This is a genomic window from Nitrosomonas halophila (assembly GCF_900107165.1).
Taxonomy (GTDB): Bacteria; Pseudomonadota; Gammaproteobacteria; order Burkholderiales; family Nitrosomonadaceae; genus Nitrosomonas; species Nitrosomonas halophila.
Genome location: NZ_FNOY01000017.1, coordinates 24,270 through 44,621 on the forward strand (window position 1 = coordinate 24,270; position 20,352 = coordinate 44,621).

Genomic DNA, 20,352 nt, shown 5'->3' on the forward strand with positions numbered 1-20,352 from the left:
GTTGAATCCGATATGAAAGTCCCAGCAAACGCGGCCACATCCGGACCCAATCACCGGCCGACTGGCTCTCGGCATAAACCCAAATCATTCCTGACCTTAATCCTCCTGGGATTTTCGATTGTGGGATTGCCGCTGATCAGTGCGCTCATATACAGTGCTATCCGTATTGATCAACTGGCTGAGCAAAGCCGTGAGAATGTCTACCAAGCCACCCAAATAACCAATGGCAGTGGCATTATCATAGACGAGATCAGGGCTATGGAACGCAGTGTACAACATGCGCTGGTCCTGGACGATGCCAGTTTATTGGAAGGCTATTTTTTGGCCCACAACAAGTTTGAAAAAATCACCAAGCACTTACTCGATATTTCCGCCCATCTGGAACAACAGCTTTTACTGGAAAAATTAAGATTACTGGAAACCAGTATTTTTCGAGAAATATTGGTCCTGAACGAACACCCCAAGGACTTGCAATACCTTCTCGATCGCTTCGCTTCATTGCTGGTTCTTGCTCAAGAATTTTCTTCCGACAGCCTCCGGCTTATTGGGCAAAATGTCGGAAAAATGAGCGAAATCGCGACCCAGACCCGCACCCTGGTCGAATGGGAATTACTTATTCTAATTCCGCTGGTCGTCTTCCTGGCGCTGACCTTCTCGGTATTCATTGCCCGCCCGATCCGTCAGATCGATGAAGCCATCCTCCATATGGGACAAGGCAAACTCACGCGCCCCATTCATGTCAATGGACCGCAAAACTTGCAATATCTGGGCGCACGCCTTGACTGGTTGCGATTGCGGCTTCTCAAACTGGAAGAACAAAAAATGCAGTTTCTACGGCATGTCTCACATGAGCTCAAAACACCCCTGACCGCTATCCGTGAGGGGACCGATTTACTGGTTGAAGGCATTCCTGGCAATCTGAACGCGAAACAACAACTGATTGCCGGCATTCTACATACCAGCAGCATGCAACTGCAGAAACGTATCGAAGATTTACTCAGTTTTAGCGCACTGCAGGCAGACATGATCACGCTCGTCAAGCAACGTGTTAATTTAGGCGAAATGATAAACTCTGTCATAAAAGTGCAAAATCTCTCAATTCTCAACAAGAACATAACGATTCATTTAACCTGCCCGGAGATAATTTTGGAATGCGACAAACAGAAATTGGATATCATCCTGGATAACCTCCTCTCCAATGCCGTCAAGTTTTCTCCAGTTGGCGGTCACATTGAAATTACTGCCGTGCAACGCGATGACGCCATTCAAATAGAGGTCGAGGATTCCGGCCCAGGCGTTGACAGCATGGATCAGAAGCAAATATTTGAACCTTTTTACCAGGGACGCAACACGCCCAGCACACATATCAAGGGCACAGGACTGGGTCTGGCCATTGCAAAGGAATATGCACTGGCGCATGGCGGGAACATTGCATTTGTTCGGAACACCAAGCAAGGCGCACGCTTCCGATTAACCTTGCCGGCATAAGATGTTGCACATCGATCATGAAAACAAATTACTTGTTATTATTGCTGTTGGGATTGACTTTTTTTATCCTACTCACAGGCTGCGTGCACATGCAGCCCAAGACATTGACCGAATCAGAGACTCTGGCAAATCAGCAGGTGTCGCAAGACGATCTAAATGAATTGATGCAGTACTACCATTTGTTACAGCAAAAATCTGCGCTGGAACTCGCCTGGGAGTATAACTATGCAAACAGCCATTACAAAAACAGCGCCGAGATTCAAGAGCAATACAAATTCTTGATGCTGCTGCTGCTACCCAACACGCAATTTAGAAATACTCAGTCCGCACTCGACATGCTAGAAAATCTGCCTGAAATGACCGAGCCGTCATCCAATCTGGCTGCTTTTACCAATATATTGTTGGCGCTACTTCAAGAACAGCAATCTGCAACCGATCAGCAACAGCAATTGGCGGCAAAACTGCGCGCAGCCGAAATACAAGTCAAAGCCTTGCAAGATAAAATCAATGTAATCAAGGATCTTGAAAAAAATCTCATGCGTAGAAACGCTCTCTGATCACCGAACGCCATGACACAACCCAAGAAAATTCTGTTAGTCGATGACGATGCCGATTTGCTCGAACTGCTCTCCATCCGCCTGACATCCTCTGGATACGACACCATTCTGGCTGATAGTGCCGAAACCGCGATGAACCATCTTGACATCTCACGCCCACATCTCGTGATTAGCGATATGCAGATGAGCGGACTCGACGGCATGGCCTTGTTCGAACATATCCATCGCACCGTGCCCACGCTTCCTGTCATCATTTTGACTGCCTTTGGCACCATTCCAGATGCGGTCGCCGCCGTTCAACGGGGAATTTTTGGCTATCTCACCAAGCCCTACGACCCTAAAATTCTGTTGAATCAGATTGAACGCGCCATCGGATTGTTGCCTGCCACGGAGAACCCCACATCCTGCGCAACACTGCGTGCCTCATGGCGCAAAACCATCATTACCCAAAGCGCAATTATGGAAGATTTACTCACCAAGGTCGATCGTGTCGCCCAGGGAGATGCCAGTGTCTTGCTCTCTGGTGAAAGCGGAGTTGGCAAGGAATTGTTCGCGCGCGCGATCCACCAGGCCTCCAAGCGTTGTGACCAGCCATTCATCACGATCAACTGCGCAGCCATTCCCGAGCAATTATTGGAGTCCGAATTGTTCGGCCACACCAAGGGCGCTTTTACCGGTGCGATCAGGGACCACAAAGGCCTGTTTCAACTGGCAGAAGGTGGCAGCCTGTTTCTGGATGAGATCGGTGATATGCCCTTGCTTCTCCAAGTAAAACTGCTGCACGCCCTGCAGGAAAGAGTCATTCGGCCAGTTGGATCGACACAAAGCATCCCGATCGACGTGCGCATTATTTCTGCGACGCATCGCGATCTAAAATCTGAGATCGAAGCGGGAAATTTTCGTGAAGACCTGTATTATCGACTGTTTGTCGTCGGTTTGACCATTCCGTCGCTGGCGCAGCGGCGTGAAGATATTCCCCTTCTCGCCAACCACTTTCTGCGCGTGTTTGCCGAGAAACATCAGAAAGACATCAACGGATTCGCTCCCGAAGCGATCAGCTTCTTGCTGGCATTTTCCTGGCCGGGCAATATCCGGCAACTCATGAATGTCGTTGAGCAAAGCGTTGTCATGAGCGCCATTCCTCTGATTTCCTATGAGTTGGTCCGCGACGCCATGCATCGAGACGAAACCCAGATAACTTCTTTCGAGGAGGCGCGCAAGCAGTTCGAAAGAGATTACCTGGTACGCCTACTGAAGATCACTGCTGGCAATGTCACACAAGCGGCCAAACTCGCCAAGCGCAATCGCACTGAATTCTACAAGCTTCTGCAGCGGCATCAGCTTGATTACACACTCTACAAACCCCAGCGGGAGAAAGCCTGATCGGACGCCAGGCCAAGCCGCGCTCACGGGAGGAACTGAACCGGCAGCACTTGCGGACGCATCGGCCAGACACCTCTATCGATTACCGCCGGACCGGAAAACACGACGTAGCTCTGCCGCCCATAATGAGGCAGTGCCCGGCCCAGCTTCGACAGTGACGCTTCATCCTTCACCGCTACAATAGCCAGGGTTGCGCCATTGGGTCGGCGCACGGTCCAGGCATGGGCCGAAGCGCTTTCTTGCCGGATCTCGGCAGGCATTGCGGGCAAACCCTGCTGCACCAGCCAGTCGTCTACCTGCGACCCTAAGCCCACAACGAGTACGGGCCTCTCGTCGTCCATAGCGATCGGGCTGCGCTCTATTTCAGGTTCCCGGCCCTGCATCCTGCCGGCCAGTTCATACGCAACTCGATAGGCTGCCGCTTGGTGCGGAAACAGCAGCAAGGTCCGAGTCGTCTGATTGACCATTACCTCGCGCAGAATAGGTACCGTCTCATCCGCCGCAAGCTGCCGGAATACCCGGAAATCCGGGTCCAGCACAACTTCCTTCGGCAGCTCTGACAGAACCCGTTGGTATGATTGGCTTTCCGCACCCAGGTCCAGGAACAAGGTTTCCTCCGCCCCCGACTGACTGCGCACCAGAATCGGCACACGCAAATCATAAACCGGAGCGGTCTGCTTTAGCATCAAACTCAAGCGCTGTTCCGATCTTGAATAGGTTGCTTGCGAAATCTGCAATGCAGGCGCACCTGTTCGTTTCAGCCACTGAGAAAAGAAATGGTCGAGGGAACGGCCGGATACCGTTTCAAACACTCGTTGAATATCCTGCCAGGCCGTCACACGAAAACGCTGTTGTTGCCATAATGTCCTGATCGCACGGTCAAAAGTCGCCTCCCCCAGTAGATCGCGCAGCATGAAAAACAACATGGCAGCCTTGTTATAGCCGACAATCTTGGACGCCGCATGGGTACGCGAAGTAAACGCGAGCAATGGTTGATCCTGGCTCGGTGCCAGCAGATTGAAATCACGCAACCAGTCCAATCGCATATCGCGCGCAGCCTCGTCGCTTTCCTGCTCCTTGTAAGCGTAATCCGCCATGAAGGTCGTCAAGCCTTCCGACCAGTTCCCGCTTGCATAATCGGGATACACGCCATTACCCCACCAGTTATGCAGCACCTCGTGCCCGAGTGATGTCATGCGTATAAAGGGCAATCTCAAGACACTGACACCCAGATAGGTCAATGTCGGCATGCCAAAGCCGGTTGGGGTCGGACTTGATACCACACTGAATTCAGAATAGGGATATTCACCGATCCAGCGTTCATACAAGTGAATATAGTGCTTGACCGATTCCAGATAATCATCAGCCAGATCAGCGATGCTCGGATGAAAATAAGTACGCAGAGACAGGGTTTTGTTGCTTGCGGCACTCTGGAGCGTTGCTGACGAGATTGTATACGGCCCAGCCATCAAGGCTATCCCTTCGGCCGGTTGCTGAAAAACAAAGCCGGCTTGATAACCTTCAAGCTCTGATTCAGACTCATTCAGCAGTCTTCCCGCCACCAGGCCCCGCTGACCGTAAGGCAAAGTCAAATCGACTTGATAACTCGCCAATGCCCCAGCGATTTGTGGATACCAAATGGCGGCATTGGGCAGGAAAGTTCCCTCTGCGCCAGTCACGGGAATCGGCCGGCCCAATGTCTGCGCATGGTCAAGACTGGTATCCAGAACAGCCAATTCACCTTGCCAATCGATTTCTATCCGGAAGGGGCCGTCCTTGCCGGCGGTCAATTGCCAAATCTGCAAACCGCGCTGATGTGCCGCTTCCTGGGCGATACGAAAACCTACCGCACGCAAGGCAGTGACTTTAAAACGGCGGCTCAGCATCAGTTCGAAATGGCCACCTTGCGCAACCGTAATGATGCTGCGCCCTTGCAGTTGGCGCGAAGCAGGATCGATCGCTACCGTTATCGCGTAATGCATAGCCGGCTGCTCCGCCATAACGGGCATACTGACCGACAACATCAGCACCAGCAAGCATTCTTTTATATGCCTGGCCGCAAACACTCGTCTCAAAAATTTGTTCATTTGTTACTAATGGCCGGAAACTTGGCGATGACATCGACAATCACCTGTTCCCGCCGCACTTTCAGCGGCAGCCAGGTACCCGGTACTTGCCGCCTCACCACCGTCACGACATCTTCGCTCTGTTTGACTGCCACCTCTGCCATTTCGACGATGACATCACCCGCACGCAAACCGGCGATCTCGGCAATACTCCCCTTTTCGATCTGAATAACCCGCGCGCCACCGGCCTCTTTGCTGAATTCATAGCGTATGCCCAAGCGCTGCCGCAAGGCAGGCGCCGCTTCAGGCATAAACGGCTCCAGACCGAAGACCGCATCGGCGTAGCCCGTCACCAGCCGTTTACAGGGCCTGTTTATATCCCATGGCAGCAGTGACAGGATATCCCTGACCCCCAGGTCTTTGAGTTGATGCGGAACACCGTAACCATGCAGAATATGCCCAGACCCCATGATACCCACCAGCAATGGTTTTTTAACGCTGTGCTCGGCATCCAGGGCGGCATGCAAGGCTTGTGCCATCGCCCGGTCCCATAACTGCTGGCCCACGACGAATCTCAAGAAATCGGGATCGTAACGAGTCGGTTTGTTTGTTTTCTGCTTGGGACGGTCATGTTGCGCATAGATTGGCAGTAAGAACTCCAGATATGCCGGGCTCGGCGGTGCCGGCCGGGTAACGCCTTCCCTTTGATTTTCCGGCACGCCATCGAATCCCTTTTCTGTCACCATGCGCCGCAATTTTGTATCGATATTGAGCGCAAGAATGGGAATGCGATACATGCGTGCAAAATGGAATATCGGCAAATACAGGCTGGCATCGGTCCCCCACACTGTCTGCCACTCGGACTGGGATAGAAATTCCGATTCCGTCAGTTCCCCAGCCACCCATCGATCCAGAACCGCCTGCACGCGCCGGGGAAACATTTCAAAACCGATCATCATGTCTGGGCGTTTTGCATACATTGCTGCCAGCATATGCAGTTGCCAGCGATGATGCTCGTGACTGGTATGAGATTCGCCCAGCAGCACAACTGATTGATTGACTGCAGAGGCAATAACTTGCTGCAGCGAGGTGGGCCCTTTGCCTGGAATGACCCAACTTGCCACCGGCACACATGTGTCCGCTGCCGGCTGACTATCGGCTAGCCGCGGTTTGTGTGCTGGCTTGATTTGTGCGGAAAGTGGCGTCGCAGTCATCATAGATACCCACAACATCAAACAAGGGATGACAAATCGCCATCCTGGCTTGGAATCGATCATTATTATCGTTTATCCTTGGAAATCTGGAAAATCAGTACATGACATGTCTGGCTGGCACTAATCCACCCATTTACGGGCATTCCGGAACATCCGCATCCAGGGAGCGTCCTCAGACCAGTCATTGGGATGCCATGAATGCTGTACACTCCGGAACACCCTTTCCGGGTGTGGCATCACGATCGTGACCCGGCCATCGGTTGAAGTGACTCCGGTAATGCCCGAATGCGAGCCATTAGGGTTGAGTGGGTAATTCTCGGTTGGAGTTCCCTGGTGATCGACAAATCGCAGTGCGATGTAAGGCTCGGCTGCCTGCATTTGCGCGTGGCCCTGGAAAATGGCACGCCCTTCGCCATGCGAAACGGTAATGGGCAAACGACTGCCTGCCATACCCTCAAAGAACAGCGAGGGACTGGCTCCAATTTGCGCCATGACAAAGCGGGCTTCGAACTGCTCCGATTGATTGCGCCCAAAAACAGGCCAATGCGCACTGCCCGGAATGATTTCCCGCAAGTGGCTCATCATCTGACAACCGTTGCACACGCCCAGGGCAAACGTATCCGGCCGCGCAAAGAAAGCCGCGAACTGATCGCGAGCGCGCGTATTGAACAGGATCGACTGCGCCCACCCCCTGCCAGCGCCCAGCACATCGCCATAGGAAAAGCCGCCACAAGCCACCAACCCCTTGTAATCAGCCAGCGCAGCACGTCCGGACAGAATATCGCTCATGTGCACATCCACTGCACGGAAGCCCGCACGATCGAATGCGGCCGCCATCTCCACATGACCGTTAACACCCTGCTCGCGTAAAATGGCAACCGCCGGGCGGCTGGCATGGACATATGGCGCGCCAATAACCTCATTAGGGTCGAAAGTCAACAGAACATGCAAACCAGGGTCAGCGGCATCCAAAATTTGGTCGTATTCCTGCTGCGCACACTGAGGATGATCACGCAGTCTTTGCATCTCGAAGGTAGTCTCCGACCAGGCGCGTTGCAACGCGACCCGCTTTTCCTGGAACACGGGCTGGTGATTGTGCATGAAGCAAATTTCATCGCGCTGATTCAATGCTCCCAATACATAACTTGCGTGGCCCAATCCTGCTTTGGCCAAAATATCCATCACCGCATCCTGTTGCTGGGCCTTGACTTGTATGACCGCACCCAACTCCTCGCTGAACAAAACCGCCAGCATTTGTGCGGGCAGACTGCTGTACGCATCAGGTACCGCACTCGCAGGGCTGCAGCATAATTGGTCCAGCGCCACCGTTATGCCGCAATGCCCGGCAAATGCCATTTCACACAATGCCGCAAACAGCCCGCCATCGGAACGATCATGATAAGCCAGCAACAATCCTTGCCGGTTGAGTGACTGAATGGCGGCGAAGAAAGCCTTGAGCATCTCTGGATTCTCCAGATCGGGCGCTTGATTTCCCAGTTGCCCATAGACTTGGGCCAGCGCGGAACCTCCGAGCCGATGCCTTGCCCCCCCCAGATCTATCAAGATCAATCGGGTTTCACCGCTATCTGTACAGAGCTGGGGCGTCAGTGTGCGGCGAATATCCCTGACCTTGGCAAAAGCCGAAATGATCAAGGACAGCGGCGCAATCACTTCTTTGTGCTTGCCATCCGCATCGGTCCAGGCGGTTTTCATCGACAATGAGTCCTTGCCCACCGGGATGCTGATTCCCAATTGCGGACAGAGCGCCATCGCGACGGCCTGGACAGCATCGTAGAGTGCGGCATCCTCGCCTGGATGGCCCGCTGCCGCCATCCAGTTGGCAGACAAGCGCACTTCACCCAAGTCACCGACAGCGGCCGCAGCCATGTTGGTAATTGCTTCACCGACAGCCATGCGGGCCGAAGCAGCTGCGTGGATTAACGCCAATGGCGCCCGTTCACCCATGGCGAATGCCTCCCCCAGATATGTCTGGAAACCCATGGCCGTAACAGCTACATCCGCTACGGGTACCTGCCATGGTCCAACCATTTGATCTCTCGCTGTCAGCCCTCCCACGCTGCGATCACCAATCGCGATCAGGAAAGTCTTATTCGCGACAGCCGGCAACCTCAAGACGCGGTAGGCCGCTTGTTGCAAGGTCACACCGGCCAGCTCTAGCGAGGCATGCCGAGGATTGCAACGCTTGATATCGCGCAGCATACGCGGGGGTTTGCCCAGCAATGTCGACAAAAGCATATCCACCGGCACCACAGCAGACTGCGCATCCGTCACGGTCAGTTGCGGTTGTGCCAAAGCCTGGCCGACTACGGCGAAAGGACAGCGTTCACGTGCGCAGATGGCTTGAAACAAAGGCAGCGATTCCGGCCGGATGGCAAGCACATAGCGCTCCTGTGCCTCGTTACACCAAATTTGCAATGGCGACATGCCCGGTTCATCGGAAGGGATGGCGCGCAGATCAAACTGCCCGCCACACTCAGCACCATGCACCAATTCAGGCAAAGCATTGGACAGGCCGCCAGCCCCCACGTCGTGAATGGCTAGAATCGGATTGGGTTGCCCGCTTCGGGCCAATTGCCAGCAGCGATCGATGACTTCCTGGGCGCGCCGTTGCATTTCCGCATTGCCCCGTTGCACCGAATTGAAATCGAGCAATTCATCATTGGCACCGGCATCCATACTCGAAGCCGCCCCGCCGCCAAGACCGATCGCCATGCCTGGCCCACCCAGGTGGACCAGCAACGCGCCGGCCTTAAAAGGCTGTTTCTCGGTATGCAAGGCAGAAATCTGGCCAATACCGCCTGCCAGCATGATGGGCTTGTGATAACCGCGGACCTGGCTGTCGACCTTCATCTCATAAGTACGAAAAAACCCAGCCAGATTCGGCCGACCGAATTCGTTATTGAAAGCGGCACCGCCAATCGGCCCGGTCAGCATGATGTCCAGCGCCGCAGCAATATAGCCCGGCTTGCCGTAACCCGCCGCATCGTCAGCCCAGCCAGTCTCCCAAGGCTGGATGGCCCCCGGAATACGCAAATTGGATACACAAAACCCTGTCAGGCCGGCCTTGGGTTTTGCGCCCGCCCCGGTTGCGCCCTCGTCGCGAATTTCGCCGCCCACGCCGGTCGCCGCTCCAGGATACGGTGAAATTGCCGTGGGATGATTATGCGTTTCCACTTTGATCAACCAATGCGTGGGTTCGCTAGCATAGTCATATTGGCCGCCCGGGCCAGGATAAAACCGTTCGATGGTTTCACCCTCGAGAATGGCCGCGTTGTCCGCATAGGCGACTATGGTATGTTCAGGATGCATCTGGTGGGTATGGCGGATCATGTCAAACAGGGATCTCGCCTGCGGCTCACCGTCAATAATCCAATCAGCATTGAAAATTTTATGCCGGCAATGCTCGGAATTGGCCTGAGCAAACATCATCAGCTCAACATCGGTGGGATCACGCTGCACACGCGTAAAATAATCGAACAGATATTCAATTTCATCGGTAGACAATGCCAGCCCCATGGCCTGATTTGCCCGCTGCAGCGCAGCCATGCCCTCGCTCATGACTGCTATCTGCAAAAGTGCTGCCGGCTGTAAATGACGAAACAGGATGGCTGCTTCCGATAACGAATACAATACCGCCTCGGTCATGCGATCATGGATGCAGGCTTCGAGCTTGCGCAGCTGTTCCGGCAACAAGGTTGACTCATGCTGAACCTGGAAAATAATCCCTCTTTCCAGACGTTCGACCATGTCCAATCCACAATGATGCGCAATATCAGTCGCTTTGGATGACCAGGGTGAAATCGTGCCGGGACGCGGCACGACCAATAACAGCTGGCCTCCCTGCTCAACAGCCGGTGGCGTCTGGACGGCATCCAGCAGCTGCCGCAAACGATCGCTCTCCTCCCGGGTCAAATCACGCCGGGTCTCGCAAAAATAACAGTACTCGGTATCGATATTGGAAATTTGCGGTACGATAGCCTGGATTGAATGAAGCAGTTTTTCCAGCCGAAAAGATGATAGCGCTGAGCGCCCACGAAATTGCAGCATCGAGAATTTAACCGGTTGAATGAAAAAGATATGATTTTACACGAGTAGACCTATCCCCTGATGAATACCCTCCTCCCTGTTTATACCACCGCTGAAATCCGTGCCATCGAATCACAGGCCCTGGCCGCCCCCAACCCGCCTTGTCTGATGGAAAAAGCGGGGCTGGCTGCAGCCGAGATTGTTCAATCCAGGTGGCTGAATGCTGGCGGCAATCGGGTCCTGGTATTGGCTGGACCGGGCAATAATGGTGGAGACGCATTGGTTGCCGCTCGCCATCTGCTTGCCTGGAAACGGCAAGTGACAGTGGTGTTTACTGGAGAAGCCGAACGATTGCCGGCAGATGCCAAACAAGCGTTTGATCGGTGGCAACTTGCCGGAGGCCGCACTGAGCAGGCCATTCCCGCTCATGGACAATGGGATTGTGTGATCGATGGTTTATTCGGCATCGGACTGGATGAAACACGCCCGCTTGGAGAAAAATACCGGCAGCTGATTGGACAAGCCAATCAGCTGCATCTTCCGATACTGGCACTGGATATTCCAAGCGGACTCGCAAGCGATTCCGGCCATGTCCATGAGGCAGCGATCCAAGCCACCCTCACGACCACCTTCATCGCACTGAAACCCGGCCTGCTCACCCATGATGGCTGCGATCACTGCGGGGAAATTGTGATATGCGACCTGGGGCTGGAGGTTGCCGCCATGCTGCCCGCCCGGAACGGGTTGCTGAACGAAGCGGAAATCGCGATGCGGCTGCCTCGCCCGCGACCGGCCAACAGCCACAAGGGCACATATGGCCGAGTCGGCATCCTGGGCGGCGCAGCCGGCATGGTTGGCGCCGCCCTGCTGGCAGGACGCGCCGCACTCGGGCTTGGAGCAGGACGTGTCTATCTGGGTCTGCTCGCCGATCTCGCCTCCCCTGCGATCGACCCGGTTCAGCCCGAACTGATGCTGCGCGCGCCACGGGATTTGCTGAAGCAGGATAGCCTGGATTGCCTGGTGATCGGCCCTGGCCTCGGCACACAAATTACGGCATGCAGCTATCTGGAGCAGGCACTCCAAACCCGCCTGCCATTGGTTCTGGACGCGGATGCGCTCAATCTGATTGCAAATTACACGGAGTTGGGCGCTGCCCTGCAAACGCGTCAGGCGCCTGCCATACTGACACCGCACCCCGCTGAAGCCGGTCGCCTGCTCAACCTGTCGACAATCGCAGTGCAGCGGCATCGGTTCGATGCCGCCAGGAATCTGGCCAAGCTATTTAACTGCCTGGTCATACTGAAAGGAGCAGGCAGCATCTGTGCACGACCGGACGGCCATTGCTACTTCAACCCCACAGGCAATCCAGGTTTAAGCACGGCGGGAACGGGCGATGTCTTGTCCGGTTTGCTGGGCGCGCTCCTGGCGCAAGGTTTATCGCCCGAAAATGCGCTGTTGGTGGCGGTTTATTTGCATGGCGCCGCAGCGGACGCCCTGCTTCATACGCTGCATGGGCCGGTTGGCATGACCGCATCAGAAATCATACCCGTTGCCCGCAACCTATTGAATCGCTGGATCTACCAAGCCAGTGCACCCGCCCGTTATTCCCGGCTCGGCCGCGAACGCCAGAACGAAACCGCTCCATTCCCGAGCAGTCCCTGAACGATTCCCGGCAGGGCGCATAAAATTGCGCGATACCACTGACCGTCACAGGATCCAGATTGGAAAAGACAACTGGATGCCTCATGAAGCACCGCATGGTGACACAGTGCCCGGCATCGAGGATGATGCCGGCCTAAAGTTGGCCCGCCAATAGCCGTTAAAATTTGAAAAATTCCAAAGGATATTTTCAAACATGCTGGTAACTATCGGATATCTAGTTGTCATTTTTTCCGTGTTCGGCGGCTTTGTACTGGCTGGCGGCCACTTGGGAGCGCTATTCCAGCCGGTCGAACTGCTCATGATCGCGGGCGCGGCTCTCGGCGCATTCTTTGTCGGCAACTCGGGCAAGGCGATCAAGGCAACTTTCAAAACCCTACCCACTATTTTCAAAGGGGCCAAATATACCAAAGCAATCTACATGGAACTGATGCTGCTGCTCTACGAAATACTGGGAAAAATCCGGAAAGAAGGATTGATGTCGATTGAAACCGATGTGGACGAGCCCCATAACAGCCCATTGTTTACAAAATATCCCAATATCCTGTCAGATCAACATGTCGTCGAATTTATCACCGACTACTTGCGGCTCATGGTAGGCGGCAATCTCAATCCGCTGGAAATCGAAAACCTGATGGATGGCGAGATCGAGACCCATCACCAGGAAGGTGAAGTGCCCATTCATGTGATCACCAAGATCGGTGATGCCCTGCCTGCTTTTGGTATTGTCGCAGCCGTCATGGGTGTCGTGCATACCATGGCCTCGATTGGCATTCCGCCTGCGGAGCTGGGCAGGTTAATCGCTGCGGCATTGGTGGGCACCTTCCTGGGCATTCTGCTTTCCTATGGTTTCGTTGGGCCATTGGCCAGCCGCCTGGAGCAACGCCTGCATGAATCGAACAAGCTCCTGGAGTGCATCAAAGTTACCTTGCTGGCCAATCTCAATGGCTACGCACCGGCACTTTCGATCGAGTTTGGCAGAAAAGTACTGTTCTCTACCGAACGGCCATCCTTCATCGAGCTGGAACAGCACATCAAACAAAACCGCGCCAAGTGAGAACAATTATCCTTCATTCATGCGAGGCCATAAATGGCTGATAACCTCTTACAGAAACCCATCATCATCAAGCGCATCAAGAAGGTGAATGGCGCCCACCACGGCGGGACATGGAAAATTGCCTATGCTGACTTTGTCACCGCGATGATGGCTTTCTTCCTGTTGATGTGGCTATTGGGCACCACTTCCCAGAGCGACAAAGAAGGCATTGCCGAATATTTCAAAATGCCGCTTAAAGTCGCCCTATTCGGTGGAAATAGCAGCGGTGACCGCTCGAGCGTGATCCAGGGCGGGGGAGAAGATCTGAGCCGTCAAGCCGGTCAAGTCGACCTCAAAACCGCACGCGCGCTGCAAGAACGGCTCGAACTGGAACAGCTCAAAAAGCTCAAGAAAAAAATTGAACGGGTAATTGACAGCAACCCATTCCTCAAGAAATTCAAGCAGCAACTTTTACTTGATATCACGACGAAAGGCCTGCGCATCCAGATTCTGGACGAAAAGAACCGCCCCATGTTTGCACTCGGCAGCGCAGAATTGCAACCCTATACCAAGGTTATCCTGCGGGAAATTGGCAAGATGCTCAACGATGTCGACAACAAAATCAGCCTCTCCGGGCATACCGATGCCACACCCTATCCATCCGGAGAAAAAAGCTACAGCAATTGGGAATTATCGGCCGATCGCGCCAATGCCTCGCGCCGCGAGCTTATCGCCGGCGGCATGTACCCGGAGAAAGTATTAAATGTAGTCGGGCTGTCTTCCGCAGTCCCTTTCGACAAGGAAGACCCCTACAGTCCTTTCAACCGACGGATCAGCATCATCGTCATGAATAAAAAAGCCGAAGAAGCCGTGTTTCGTGAAAATCAGAGCGTTAACATCTACCATCAAAACGAGGTCAGCGCACAAACGCTCAGCGGGGCGCCAACCAAACCGGATTGATATCAACCCAAGGTAGCCAGTGGATCACGACGGATCAGCACCTCCGCAATGGCAGCCCCCCCGGGGGGCCACACTTTAACCCTGCACGCCCACCCATGCATATCATTCGTACCCGCAACATCACCAGGGTAAAATCATTTTGGTTGCCATGCGGCCGTTAACCGAAAGGCCTGCGCATCCAGATTCTGGACGAAAAGAACCGCCCCATGTTTGCACTCGGCAGCGCAGAATTGCAACCCTATACCAAGGTTATCCTGCGGGAAATTGGCAAGATGCTCAACGATGTCGACAACAAAATCAGCCTCTCCGGGCATACCGATGCCACACCCTATCCATCCGGAGAAAAAAGCTACAGCAATTGGGAATTATCGGCCGATCGCGCCAATGCCTCGCGCCGCGAGCTTATCGCCGGCGGCATGTACCCGGAGAAAGTATTAAATGTAGTCGGGCTGTCTTCCGCAGTCCCTTTCGACAAGGAAGACCCCTACAGTCCTTTCAACCGACGGATCAGCATCATCGTCATGAATAAAAAAGCCGAAGAAGCCGTGTTTCGTGAAAATCAGAGCGTTAACATCTACCATCAAAACGAGGTCAGCGCACAAACGCTCAGCGGGGCGCCAACCAAACCGGATTGATATCAACCCAAGGTAGCCAGTGGATCACGACGGATCAGCACCTCCGCAATGGCAGCCCCCCCGGGGGGCCACACTTTAACCCTGCACGCCCACCCATGCATATCATTCGTACCCGCAACATCACCAGGGTAAAATCATTTTGGTTGCCATGCGGCCGTTAACCCGTGCTGGTGCGATCCAGTTGGCTGCCTGCCTGATCGCCAGTCTGCTGGCCATACTGCTACCTTGGGATATCACGCTGCTGCTCGCCTCGCTCATGCAAGGCGCTATTGCCGCCTGGATAAGCTTTTATACCGACCGGATGGCATACTGGCGGACACTCATACACCTGTTTTTCACTCCGGCCCTGTTGGCAACACTGGCACTGGAATTGCCCACCTATAGCTACCTGGCCGGTTTTATCCTGCTGGCACTGATTTTCGGCAGAACCGACCGCACCCAAGTGCCATTCTTTTTATCCAGTAACGCCACTATCCGGACACTTGCTGAGATGTTACCGGCAGATCGCCATTTTCGATTCATTGACCTGGGTTCGGGTTGCGGGGGATTGGTGTGCAAACTTGCCCGACAGCGACCAAACGGCAATTATCACGGCATCGAGCTTGCCATGCTGCCCTGCTGGATCAGCAAACTGCGGGCCTATTTATGCAAACATATCTGCCGGTTTCATTGGACGGATATCTGGCGGCATGATCTGGCCAGTTATGACATCGTCTATGCCTACCTTTCTCCTGTGCCCATGCCGTCTTTATGGCAAAAGGCGTGTCTGGAGATGCGGCCCGGCAGCCTTTTGATCAGCAATACGTTCATCATTCCCGGCGTCGAGCCCAGCCAATGTATCCCGCTCAGTGATTTCAGCCGATCAGTGCTCTATGTCTGGCAAATTACCCTGATGGCCTACTGTCGCCGCCAAGTCGTTCCCGCCGAACCGTCCTCCAGAATAATGCCGGCTTCAGCCAATTGCGCGCGCAGCGCATCGGCTTCAGCAAAATTCTTCGCTTTACGCGCTTGCAGGCGTTGCTGGATCAGGTGTTCAATCTCCGCTTCAGTATATTGCCCGCCTTGCGAATGGGTCTCATGCTGCAGATAACGATGGGGGGGCTGTTGCAATAAACCCAATATGCCCCCCAGCGTCATGAGAAGGGAGGCATAACGGGGATCCCCGCTCCGGTTGGCTTCTCCAGACAGATCAAACAGCACGGCAATCGCCTCCGGCGTATTGAAATCATCATTCATCGCGTTCATGAAGCGCGCGGCATAGTCATCGCTCCAGTCAACCAGCAACGCTTGGGCCGGATGATTCTTCAATGTGGTATACAGCCGATCCAGCGCATTTCTGGCATCATTCAGATGCGCGTCCGAATAATTCAGGGGACTGCGGTAATGCGCCCGCAAGATGAAGAAACGCACGACTTCCGGCTGATAGCGAGCCAATACCTCGCGAACGGTGAAAAAATTGCCCAATGACTTGGACATTTTTTCATTGTCAACCCGGACAAACCCATTATGCATCCAGTAATTCACATACGGATGATCATGCGCGCCCTCACTCTGGGCGATCTCGTTCTCATGGTGCGGAAACTGCAAATCCTGTCCGCCTCCATGAATATCGAAATGTTCGCCCAGATAACGCTCACTCATAGCGGAACATTCGATATGCCAACCTGGCCGCCCCTTGCCCCAGGGCGAATCCCAGCTGGGTTCCTCTGGTTTGGCTGCTTTCCACAATACGAAATCGAGCGGATCTCTTTTATTGCCATCGATCTCCACCCGTTCACCAGCACGCAGATCGTCGAGTGATTTTCCCGAAAGTTTGCCGTAATCTGGAAAATGATGGACAGCGTAGAACACGTCTCCATTATCCGCGACGTATGCCAGATTTTTATCCAGCAGTGTACGGATCATCGCAATCATATCCTCGATGCAGTCGGTCGCACGGGGCTCAAAAGCGGGTCTGGCTACACCCAGGGCCGCTGCATCTTCTTCCATAGCCTGGATATAACGATCGGTCAGCTTGCTGATCGGCTCGTGATTCTCCAGCGCGCGCCGGATAATCTTGTCGTCGATATCGGTAATATTGCGCACATAAGTCACCTTGTAGCCCAGCGTTTGCAGCCAGCGCACGACGCTATCAAACACCACCAGCACGCGGGCATGCCCAAGATGACAGTAATCATAGACCGTCATGCCGCAGACATACATCCTGACTTCCCCAGGCGTCAAAGGCACAAATTCCTGTTTGGTTCTGGCGAGCGTATTGTAAATTCTAAGCATCGGGGTCAATAGGCGAGATTGTGGGAAAGATCATCTTATTGGTAGAATCCAGGAACTGCTTGCTTAATGAGAAAAGATAGCAACTTTTTCTCAATCCCAAGAAGCAAAACCCGGAGAGTATACCATAATGAAAACTGCTTATTTTCAGCGCCAATCAGCCCGCTTCATGCAACCCAGTAGCCTGGCAAGACATCTGCTCATCGCATTTTTACTGATGTTGGGCACGTCTGTTTGGGCGGCGAATCCAACCGTGGAAATCAGAACCAACCTGGGCACCATACAGCTTGAACTTTATCCCGACAAGGCACCCAAAACTGTCGAAAATTTTCTAAACTATGTTAAAGATAGCTACTATAGCGGCACTATTTTTCATCGGGTGATCCCCGATTTCATGATCCAAGGTGGTGGATTCGATCAGAATCTTGCACAAAAACCGACCCGCCAGCCGATTGAAAACGAAGCGGCCAATGGTCTGAAAAACAATATCGGCACGATTGCGATGGCACGCACCAGCGATCCGCACTCGGCTTCCTCACAATTTTTTATCAACGTGGCAAACAACAACTTTCTCGATTACACTGCCCCGACCCTGCGTGGATATGGCTATACGGTATTTGGCAAGGTGACGGCTGGAATGGAGATCGTCAATCGTATTGCCGCGACGCCAACCGGCGCCAAGGGGCCTTTCGCCAGCGATGTGCCGCAAGACATGGTCGTTATCGAACATATCAAACCCCTTGCGGCACCTGCCCGCGCTCAATAAACTCTAAATTTAGGACAACAATGGTTAAACTACACACCAATTATGGCGTCATTACCCTGGAACTCGACAGCGAAAAAACACCTGCTACGGTCGAGAATTTTTTGCGCTACGTCGATAGTGGTCATTATGACAACACCTTGTTTCACCGCGTCATAGACGGCTTCATGATCCAGGGAGGCGGCTATACTGCCGGCTTGAAAGAAAAGCCCACCCTTGCCCCGATCCAGAACGAAGCCGCTCAAGGCGCCAAAAACGAGACCCACACGATTGCCATGGCACGCACCAGTGATCCGCACTCTGCGACTTCACAGTTCTTCATCAACGTTGCCAACAATCATTTCCTGAACCATGCCAATACCTCCACTCAAGGCTACGGCTACTGTGTATTTGGCAAGGTTGTCGAGGGCCAAGAAGTCGTCGACGCCATCAAGAAAGTAAAAACCGGCAGTTATGCTGGCCATCAAGATGTGCCACTGGAAGATGTCGTGATTGAAAAAGCGGAAAATATTTAAAGCTTAAAGCGGGTTGCATCCAGACAGGACTGGATATCTGACGTTGTGCTGGGCGCGCCCAATGCACGACACGATGGCATCTCGAGAGGCACCTGGACTCCCCCAGAAACCAGTTTATCCCGCACTCAACTTATCTACAGGCGGGTAAATTTGATAACATCTATGCTTTCAACATCAATTGATAACAATGGACGCTATCGATAATATTCTGGAAACTGCCCAGCAACGGGCAGAAGAAATGGGTTTGCCATACAAGGGCGCGCTGCTGCCCGCCGAAGCCATCGCGCTATTACGAGCCAAGCCTGAGACCAGGCTTGTGGATGTGCGCTGCAAGGCGGAGCTCGACTGGGTCGGGCGCATTCCAGGCGCAATCGAGATTGAACTGAGCAGTTATCCGGGCATGCAACCCAATCCGGATTTCGTTGACCAACTGGCTGCCCAGATCACGGATGATGCCACCTTGATGTTCATTTGCCGCAGCGGCAACCGTTCCGATCATGCGGCAACGATCATGAGCCAAAATGGTTTTCCCGATTGCTATAACATTCTGGAAGGTTTTGAAGGCGACAAGGATGAGAGCGGTCACCGCGGCCGAAAAAACGGCTGGAAGGCAGCCGGGTTGCCCTGGATTCAGAGCTGATACCAGCCAGTGGTCGCGTGAAACGCCGCCATGTGCACCTCTACCGAACTCATGACACCTGCCATCCAACCCTAAGCGGATGGATATGTTGTGAATATGTTTTCACTCCAGACCAAACGCAAAAAGCAATCCGTAATGCCTGAATAACAGGCGGATACTGGATTGCTTTTCTGCCACGCTTTCCGATTCTGGCCTCACGGCCAGAAACATATTGTCAGCGATGATGAATGGTGGTCAGCTGGACGGCGCTCCCCGGCGGGACGCTTTAATCCATCGACCAGTCAATCAGGCCAGTATAAGCGGTCAACAACACGATCAATCCGAAACCGATCCGGTACCAGGCAAACAACGTGAAGTCATGGTGGCTGATATAACGAATCAATCCGCGTATCGCAAACAACGCACTGACAAAAGCTGCCACTGATCCCACCACAAACATCCCCAGATCATCTACATACAGAAATTCCTGGCTCCTGTAGACATCGTAAAAGGTCGCGGCAAACATCACGGGGATGGCAAGGAAGAACGAAAATTCTGCTGCCGCTTTGCGTGACAAGCCAAAGAACAGGCCGCCGATGATAGTTGCCCCTGAACGGGAGGTTCCCGGAATCAAGGCCAGGCACTGCGCGCACCCCACTTTCAGCGCATGCTTCCAGTCCATGTCATCGACACTTTCAACTTCAATCACATGTTCCCTGCGTTCCGCCCAGAGTATCAACAAGCCACCGACTATCAGCGCAATCGCAACCGGCAATGGGTGGAACAGGTAATATTTAATCGTCTGGATAAACAGCAGACCGAGCACCGCAGCGGGCAGGAATGCAACAAACAAGTTGAATACAAAGCGGTTTGCTGATTTTGTACCCAGCCCTTTGATGACATTCATCAATCGCTCGCGATATTCCCAACAAACCGCCAAAATCGCGCCAAGCTGAATGGCGACCGTGAACACCTTGGCCTTGTCATCATTAAAATCCAGCAAATCACCGACCAGAATCAAGTGGCCAGTGGAGGAAACCGGCAGGAACTCGGTCAGTCCTTCCACGATCCCGAGCAGGAACGCCTTAAAAAGTATCACCCAATCCATCGTGCCAGCATCCACCCCAAGCAATTAAATA

14 protein-coding genes and 1 pseudogene are annotated in these 20,352 nt (G+C 53.5%); 10 read left to right on the top strand and 5 right to left on the bottom strand.

What is annotated here, in order from left to right:
- Nucleotides 1–12 precede the first annotated feature (12 nt).
- Genes BLV85_RS05970 through BLV85_RS05980 form a run of 3 tightly spaced genes read left to right on the top strand, consistent with a single transcriptional unit; the run spans nucleotide 13 to nucleotide 3,428 of the window.
- Nucleotides 13–1,488 carry a HAMP domain-containing sensor histidine kinase gene (locus BLV85_RS05970; protein WP_090413260.1) on the top strand — a complete coding sequence of 492 codons (1,476 nt, stop codon included), beginning with the start codon at nucleotides 13–15 and terminating at the stop codon, nucleotides 1,486–1,488.
- Between the two features lie 17 nt (nucleotides 1,489–1,505).
- Entirely contained in the window at nucleotides 1,506–2,045 is a 540-nt protein-coding gene (locus tag BLV85_RS05975; protein ID WP_143032295.1) for a hypothetical protein, read from the top strand.
- 12 nt (nucleotides 2,046–2,057) lie between these two features.
- Nucleotides 2,058–3,428, top strand: a complete 1,371-nt coding sequence (locus BLV85_RS05980) for a sigma 54-interacting transcriptional regulator (RefSeq protein WP_090413263.1) — start codon at nucleotides 2,058–2,060, stop codon at nucleotides 3,426–3,428.
- Between the two features lie 23 nt (nucleotides 3,429–3,451).
- On the opposite strand, the gene BLV85_RS05985 is transcribed toward BLV85_RS05980, so the two are convergent.
- Genes BLV85_RS05985 through purL form a run of 3 tightly spaced genes read right to left on the bottom strand, consistent with a single transcriptional unit; the run spans nucleotide 3,452 to nucleotide 10,776 of the window.
- Nucleotides 3,452–5,515: a M1 family metallopeptidase gene (locus BLV85_RS05985; protein ID WP_245725107.1), complete on the bottom strand. Its 2,064-nt coding sequence runs from the start codon at nucleotides 5,513–5,515 to the stop codon at nucleotides 3,452–3,454.
- Nucleotides 5,512–6,771 carry a ChaN family lipoprotein gene (locus BLV85_RS05990; RefSeq protein ID WP_176973949.1) on the bottom strand — a complete coding sequence of 420 codons (1,260 nt, stop codon included), beginning with the start codon at nucleotides 6,769–6,771 and terminating at the stop codon, nucleotides 5,512–5,514. The genes BLV85_RS05985 and BLV85_RS05990 overlap by 4 nt, the downstream gene beginning before the upstream one ends.
- 57 nt (nucleotides 6,772–6,828) lie before the next feature.
- Complete coding sequence (gene purL, locus BLV85_RS05995) at nucleotides 6,829–10,776, bottom strand: phosphoribosylformylglycinamidine synthase (RefSeq protein WP_090413268.1); 3,948 nt, start codon at nucleotides 10,774–10,776, stop codon at nucleotides 6,829–6,831.
- Nucleotides 10,777–10,836: 60 nt separating this feature from the next.
- On the opposite strand from purL, the gene BLV85_RS06000 reads away from it, so the two are divergent.
- From BLV85_RS06000 to BLV85_RS06015, 4 genes and pseudogenes are all read left to right on the top strand, one after another.
- Entirely contained in the window at nucleotides 10,837–12,417 is a 1,581-nt protein-coding gene (locus tag BLV85_RS06000; RefSeq protein WP_090413271.1) for an NAD(P)H-hydrate dehydratase, read from the top strand.
- A 193-nt stretch (nucleotides 12,418–12,610) separates the two neighbouring features.
- On the top strand, nucleotides 12,611–13,471 hold the full coding sequence (gene motA / locus BLV85_RS06005) for a flagellar motor stator protein MotA (RefSeq protein WP_090413273.1): 861 nt from the start codon (nucleotides 12,611–12,613) through the stop codon (nucleotides 13,469–13,471).
- 33 nt (nucleotides 13,472–13,504) lie between these two features.
- Nucleotides 13,505–14,410 (top strand): flagellar motor protein MotB, encoded by a 906-nt coding sequence (gene motB, locus BLV85_RS06010; RefSeq protein ID WP_090413275.1) that lies wholly within the window; start codon nucleotides 13,505–13,507, stop codon nucleotides 14,408–14,410.
- Between the two features lie 164 nt (nucleotides 14,411–14,574).
- A pseudogene (locus tag BLV85_RS06015) lies at nucleotides 14,575–15,045 on the top strand (OmpA family protein); the annotation flags it as partial.
- Between the two features lie 897 nt (nucleotides 15,046–15,942).
- Here the strand turns inward: BLV85_RS06015 and cysS are convergent.
- Entirely contained in the window at nucleotides 15,943–17,319 is a 1,377-nt protein-coding gene (cysS, locus tag BLV85_RS06020; protein ID WP_090413276.1) for a cysteine--tRNA ligase, read from the bottom strand.
- A 214-nt stretch (nucleotides 17,320–17,533) separates the two neighbouring features.
- Between cysS and BLV85_RS06025 the strand changes: the two genes are divergently transcribed.
- The 3 genes from BLV85_RS06025 to BLV85_RS06035 all read left to right on the top strand — a co-directional run bounded on the left by BLV85_RS06025 (nucleotide 17,534) and on the right by BLV85_RS06035 (nucleotide 19,234).
- Nucleotides 17,534–18,082 (top strand): peptidylprolyl isomerase, encoded by a 549-nt coding sequence (locus BLV85_RS06025; protein ID WP_342707051.1) that lies wholly within the window; start codon nucleotides 17,534–17,536, stop codon nucleotides 18,080–18,082.
- Nucleotides 18,083–18,102: 20 nt separating this feature from the next.
- Complete coding sequence (locus BLV85_RS06030; RefSeq protein ID WP_090413279.1) at nucleotides 18,103–18,594, top strand: peptidylprolyl isomerase; 492 nt, start codon at nucleotides 18,103–18,105, stop codon at nucleotides 18,592–18,594.
- A 187-nt stretch (nucleotides 18,595–18,781) separates the two neighbouring features.
- Complete coding sequence (locus BLV85_RS06035; protein WP_090413281.1) at nucleotides 18,782–19,234, top strand: rhodanese-like domain-containing protein; 453 nt, start codon at nucleotides 18,782–18,784, stop codon at nucleotides 19,232–19,234.
- 265 nt (nucleotides 19,235–19,499) lie between these two features.
- Here BLV85_RS06035 and BLV85_RS06040 read toward each other — a convergent pair whose 3' ends face one another.
- The gene (locus BLV85_RS06040; protein ID WP_090413283.1) at nucleotides 19,500–20,321 is read right to left on the bottom strand and encodes an undecaprenyl-diphosphate phosphatase; all 822 of its coding nucleotides are present in this window, start codon (nucleotides 20,319–20,321) and stop codon (nucleotides 19,500–19,502) included.
- Nucleotides 20,322–20,352 lie beyond the last annotated feature (31 nt).

Coding starts and splice junctions, on each gene's coding strand:
- purL (WP_090413268.1), bottom strand. CDS start 10,776: ATGCTGCAATTTCGTGGGCGCTCAGCGCTATCATCTTTTCGGCTGGAA.
- BLV85_RS06035 (WP_090413281.1), top strand. CDS start 18,782: ATGGACGCTATCGATAATATTCTGGAAACTGCCCAGCAACGGGCAGAA.
- BLV85_RS05990 (WP_176973949.1), bottom strand. CDS start 6,771: ATGATCGATTCCAAGCCAGGATGGCGATTTGTCATCCCTTGTTTGATG.
- motA (WP_090413273.1), top strand. CDS start 12,611: ATGCTGGTAACTATCGGATATCTAGTTGTCATTTTTTCCGTGTTCGGC.
- cysS (WP_090413276.1), bottom strand. CDS start 17,319: ATGCTTAGAATTTACAATACGCTCGCCAGAACCAAACAGGAATTTGTG.
- BLV85_RS06040 (WP_090413283.1), bottom strand. CDS start 20,321: ATGGATTGGGTGATACTTTTTAAGGCGTTCCTGCTCGGGATCGTGGAA.
- BLV85_RS06000 (WP_090413271.1), top strand. CDS start 10,837: ATGAATACCCTCCTCCCTGTTTATACCACCGCTGAAATCCGTGCCATC.
- BLV85_RS05980 (WP_090413263.1), top strand. CDS start 2,058: ATGACACAACCCAAGAAAATTCTGTTAGTCGATGACGATGCCGATTTG.
- motB (WP_090413275.1), top strand. CDS start 13,505: ATGGCTGATAACCTCTTACAGAAACCCATCATCATCAAGCGCATCAAG.
- BLV85_RS06030 (WP_090413279.1), top strand. CDS start 18,103: ATGGTTAAACTACACACCAATTATGGCGTCATTACCCTGGAACTCGAC.
- BLV85_RS05970 (WP_090413260.1), top strand. CDS start 13: ATGAAAGTCCCAGCAAACGCGGCCACATCCGGACCCAATCACCGGCCG.
- BLV85_RS05975 (WP_143032295.1), top strand. CDS start 1,506: ATGAAAACAAATTACTTGTTATTATTGCTGTTGGGATTGACTTTTTTT.
- BLV85_RS05985 (WP_245725107.1), bottom strand. CDS start 5,515: ATGAACAAATTTTTGAGACGAGTGTTTGCGGCCAGGCATATAAAAGAA.
- BLV85_RS06025 (WP_342707051.1), top strand. CDS start 17,534: ATGTTGGGCACGTCTGTTTGGGCGGCGAATCCAACCGTGGAAATCAGA.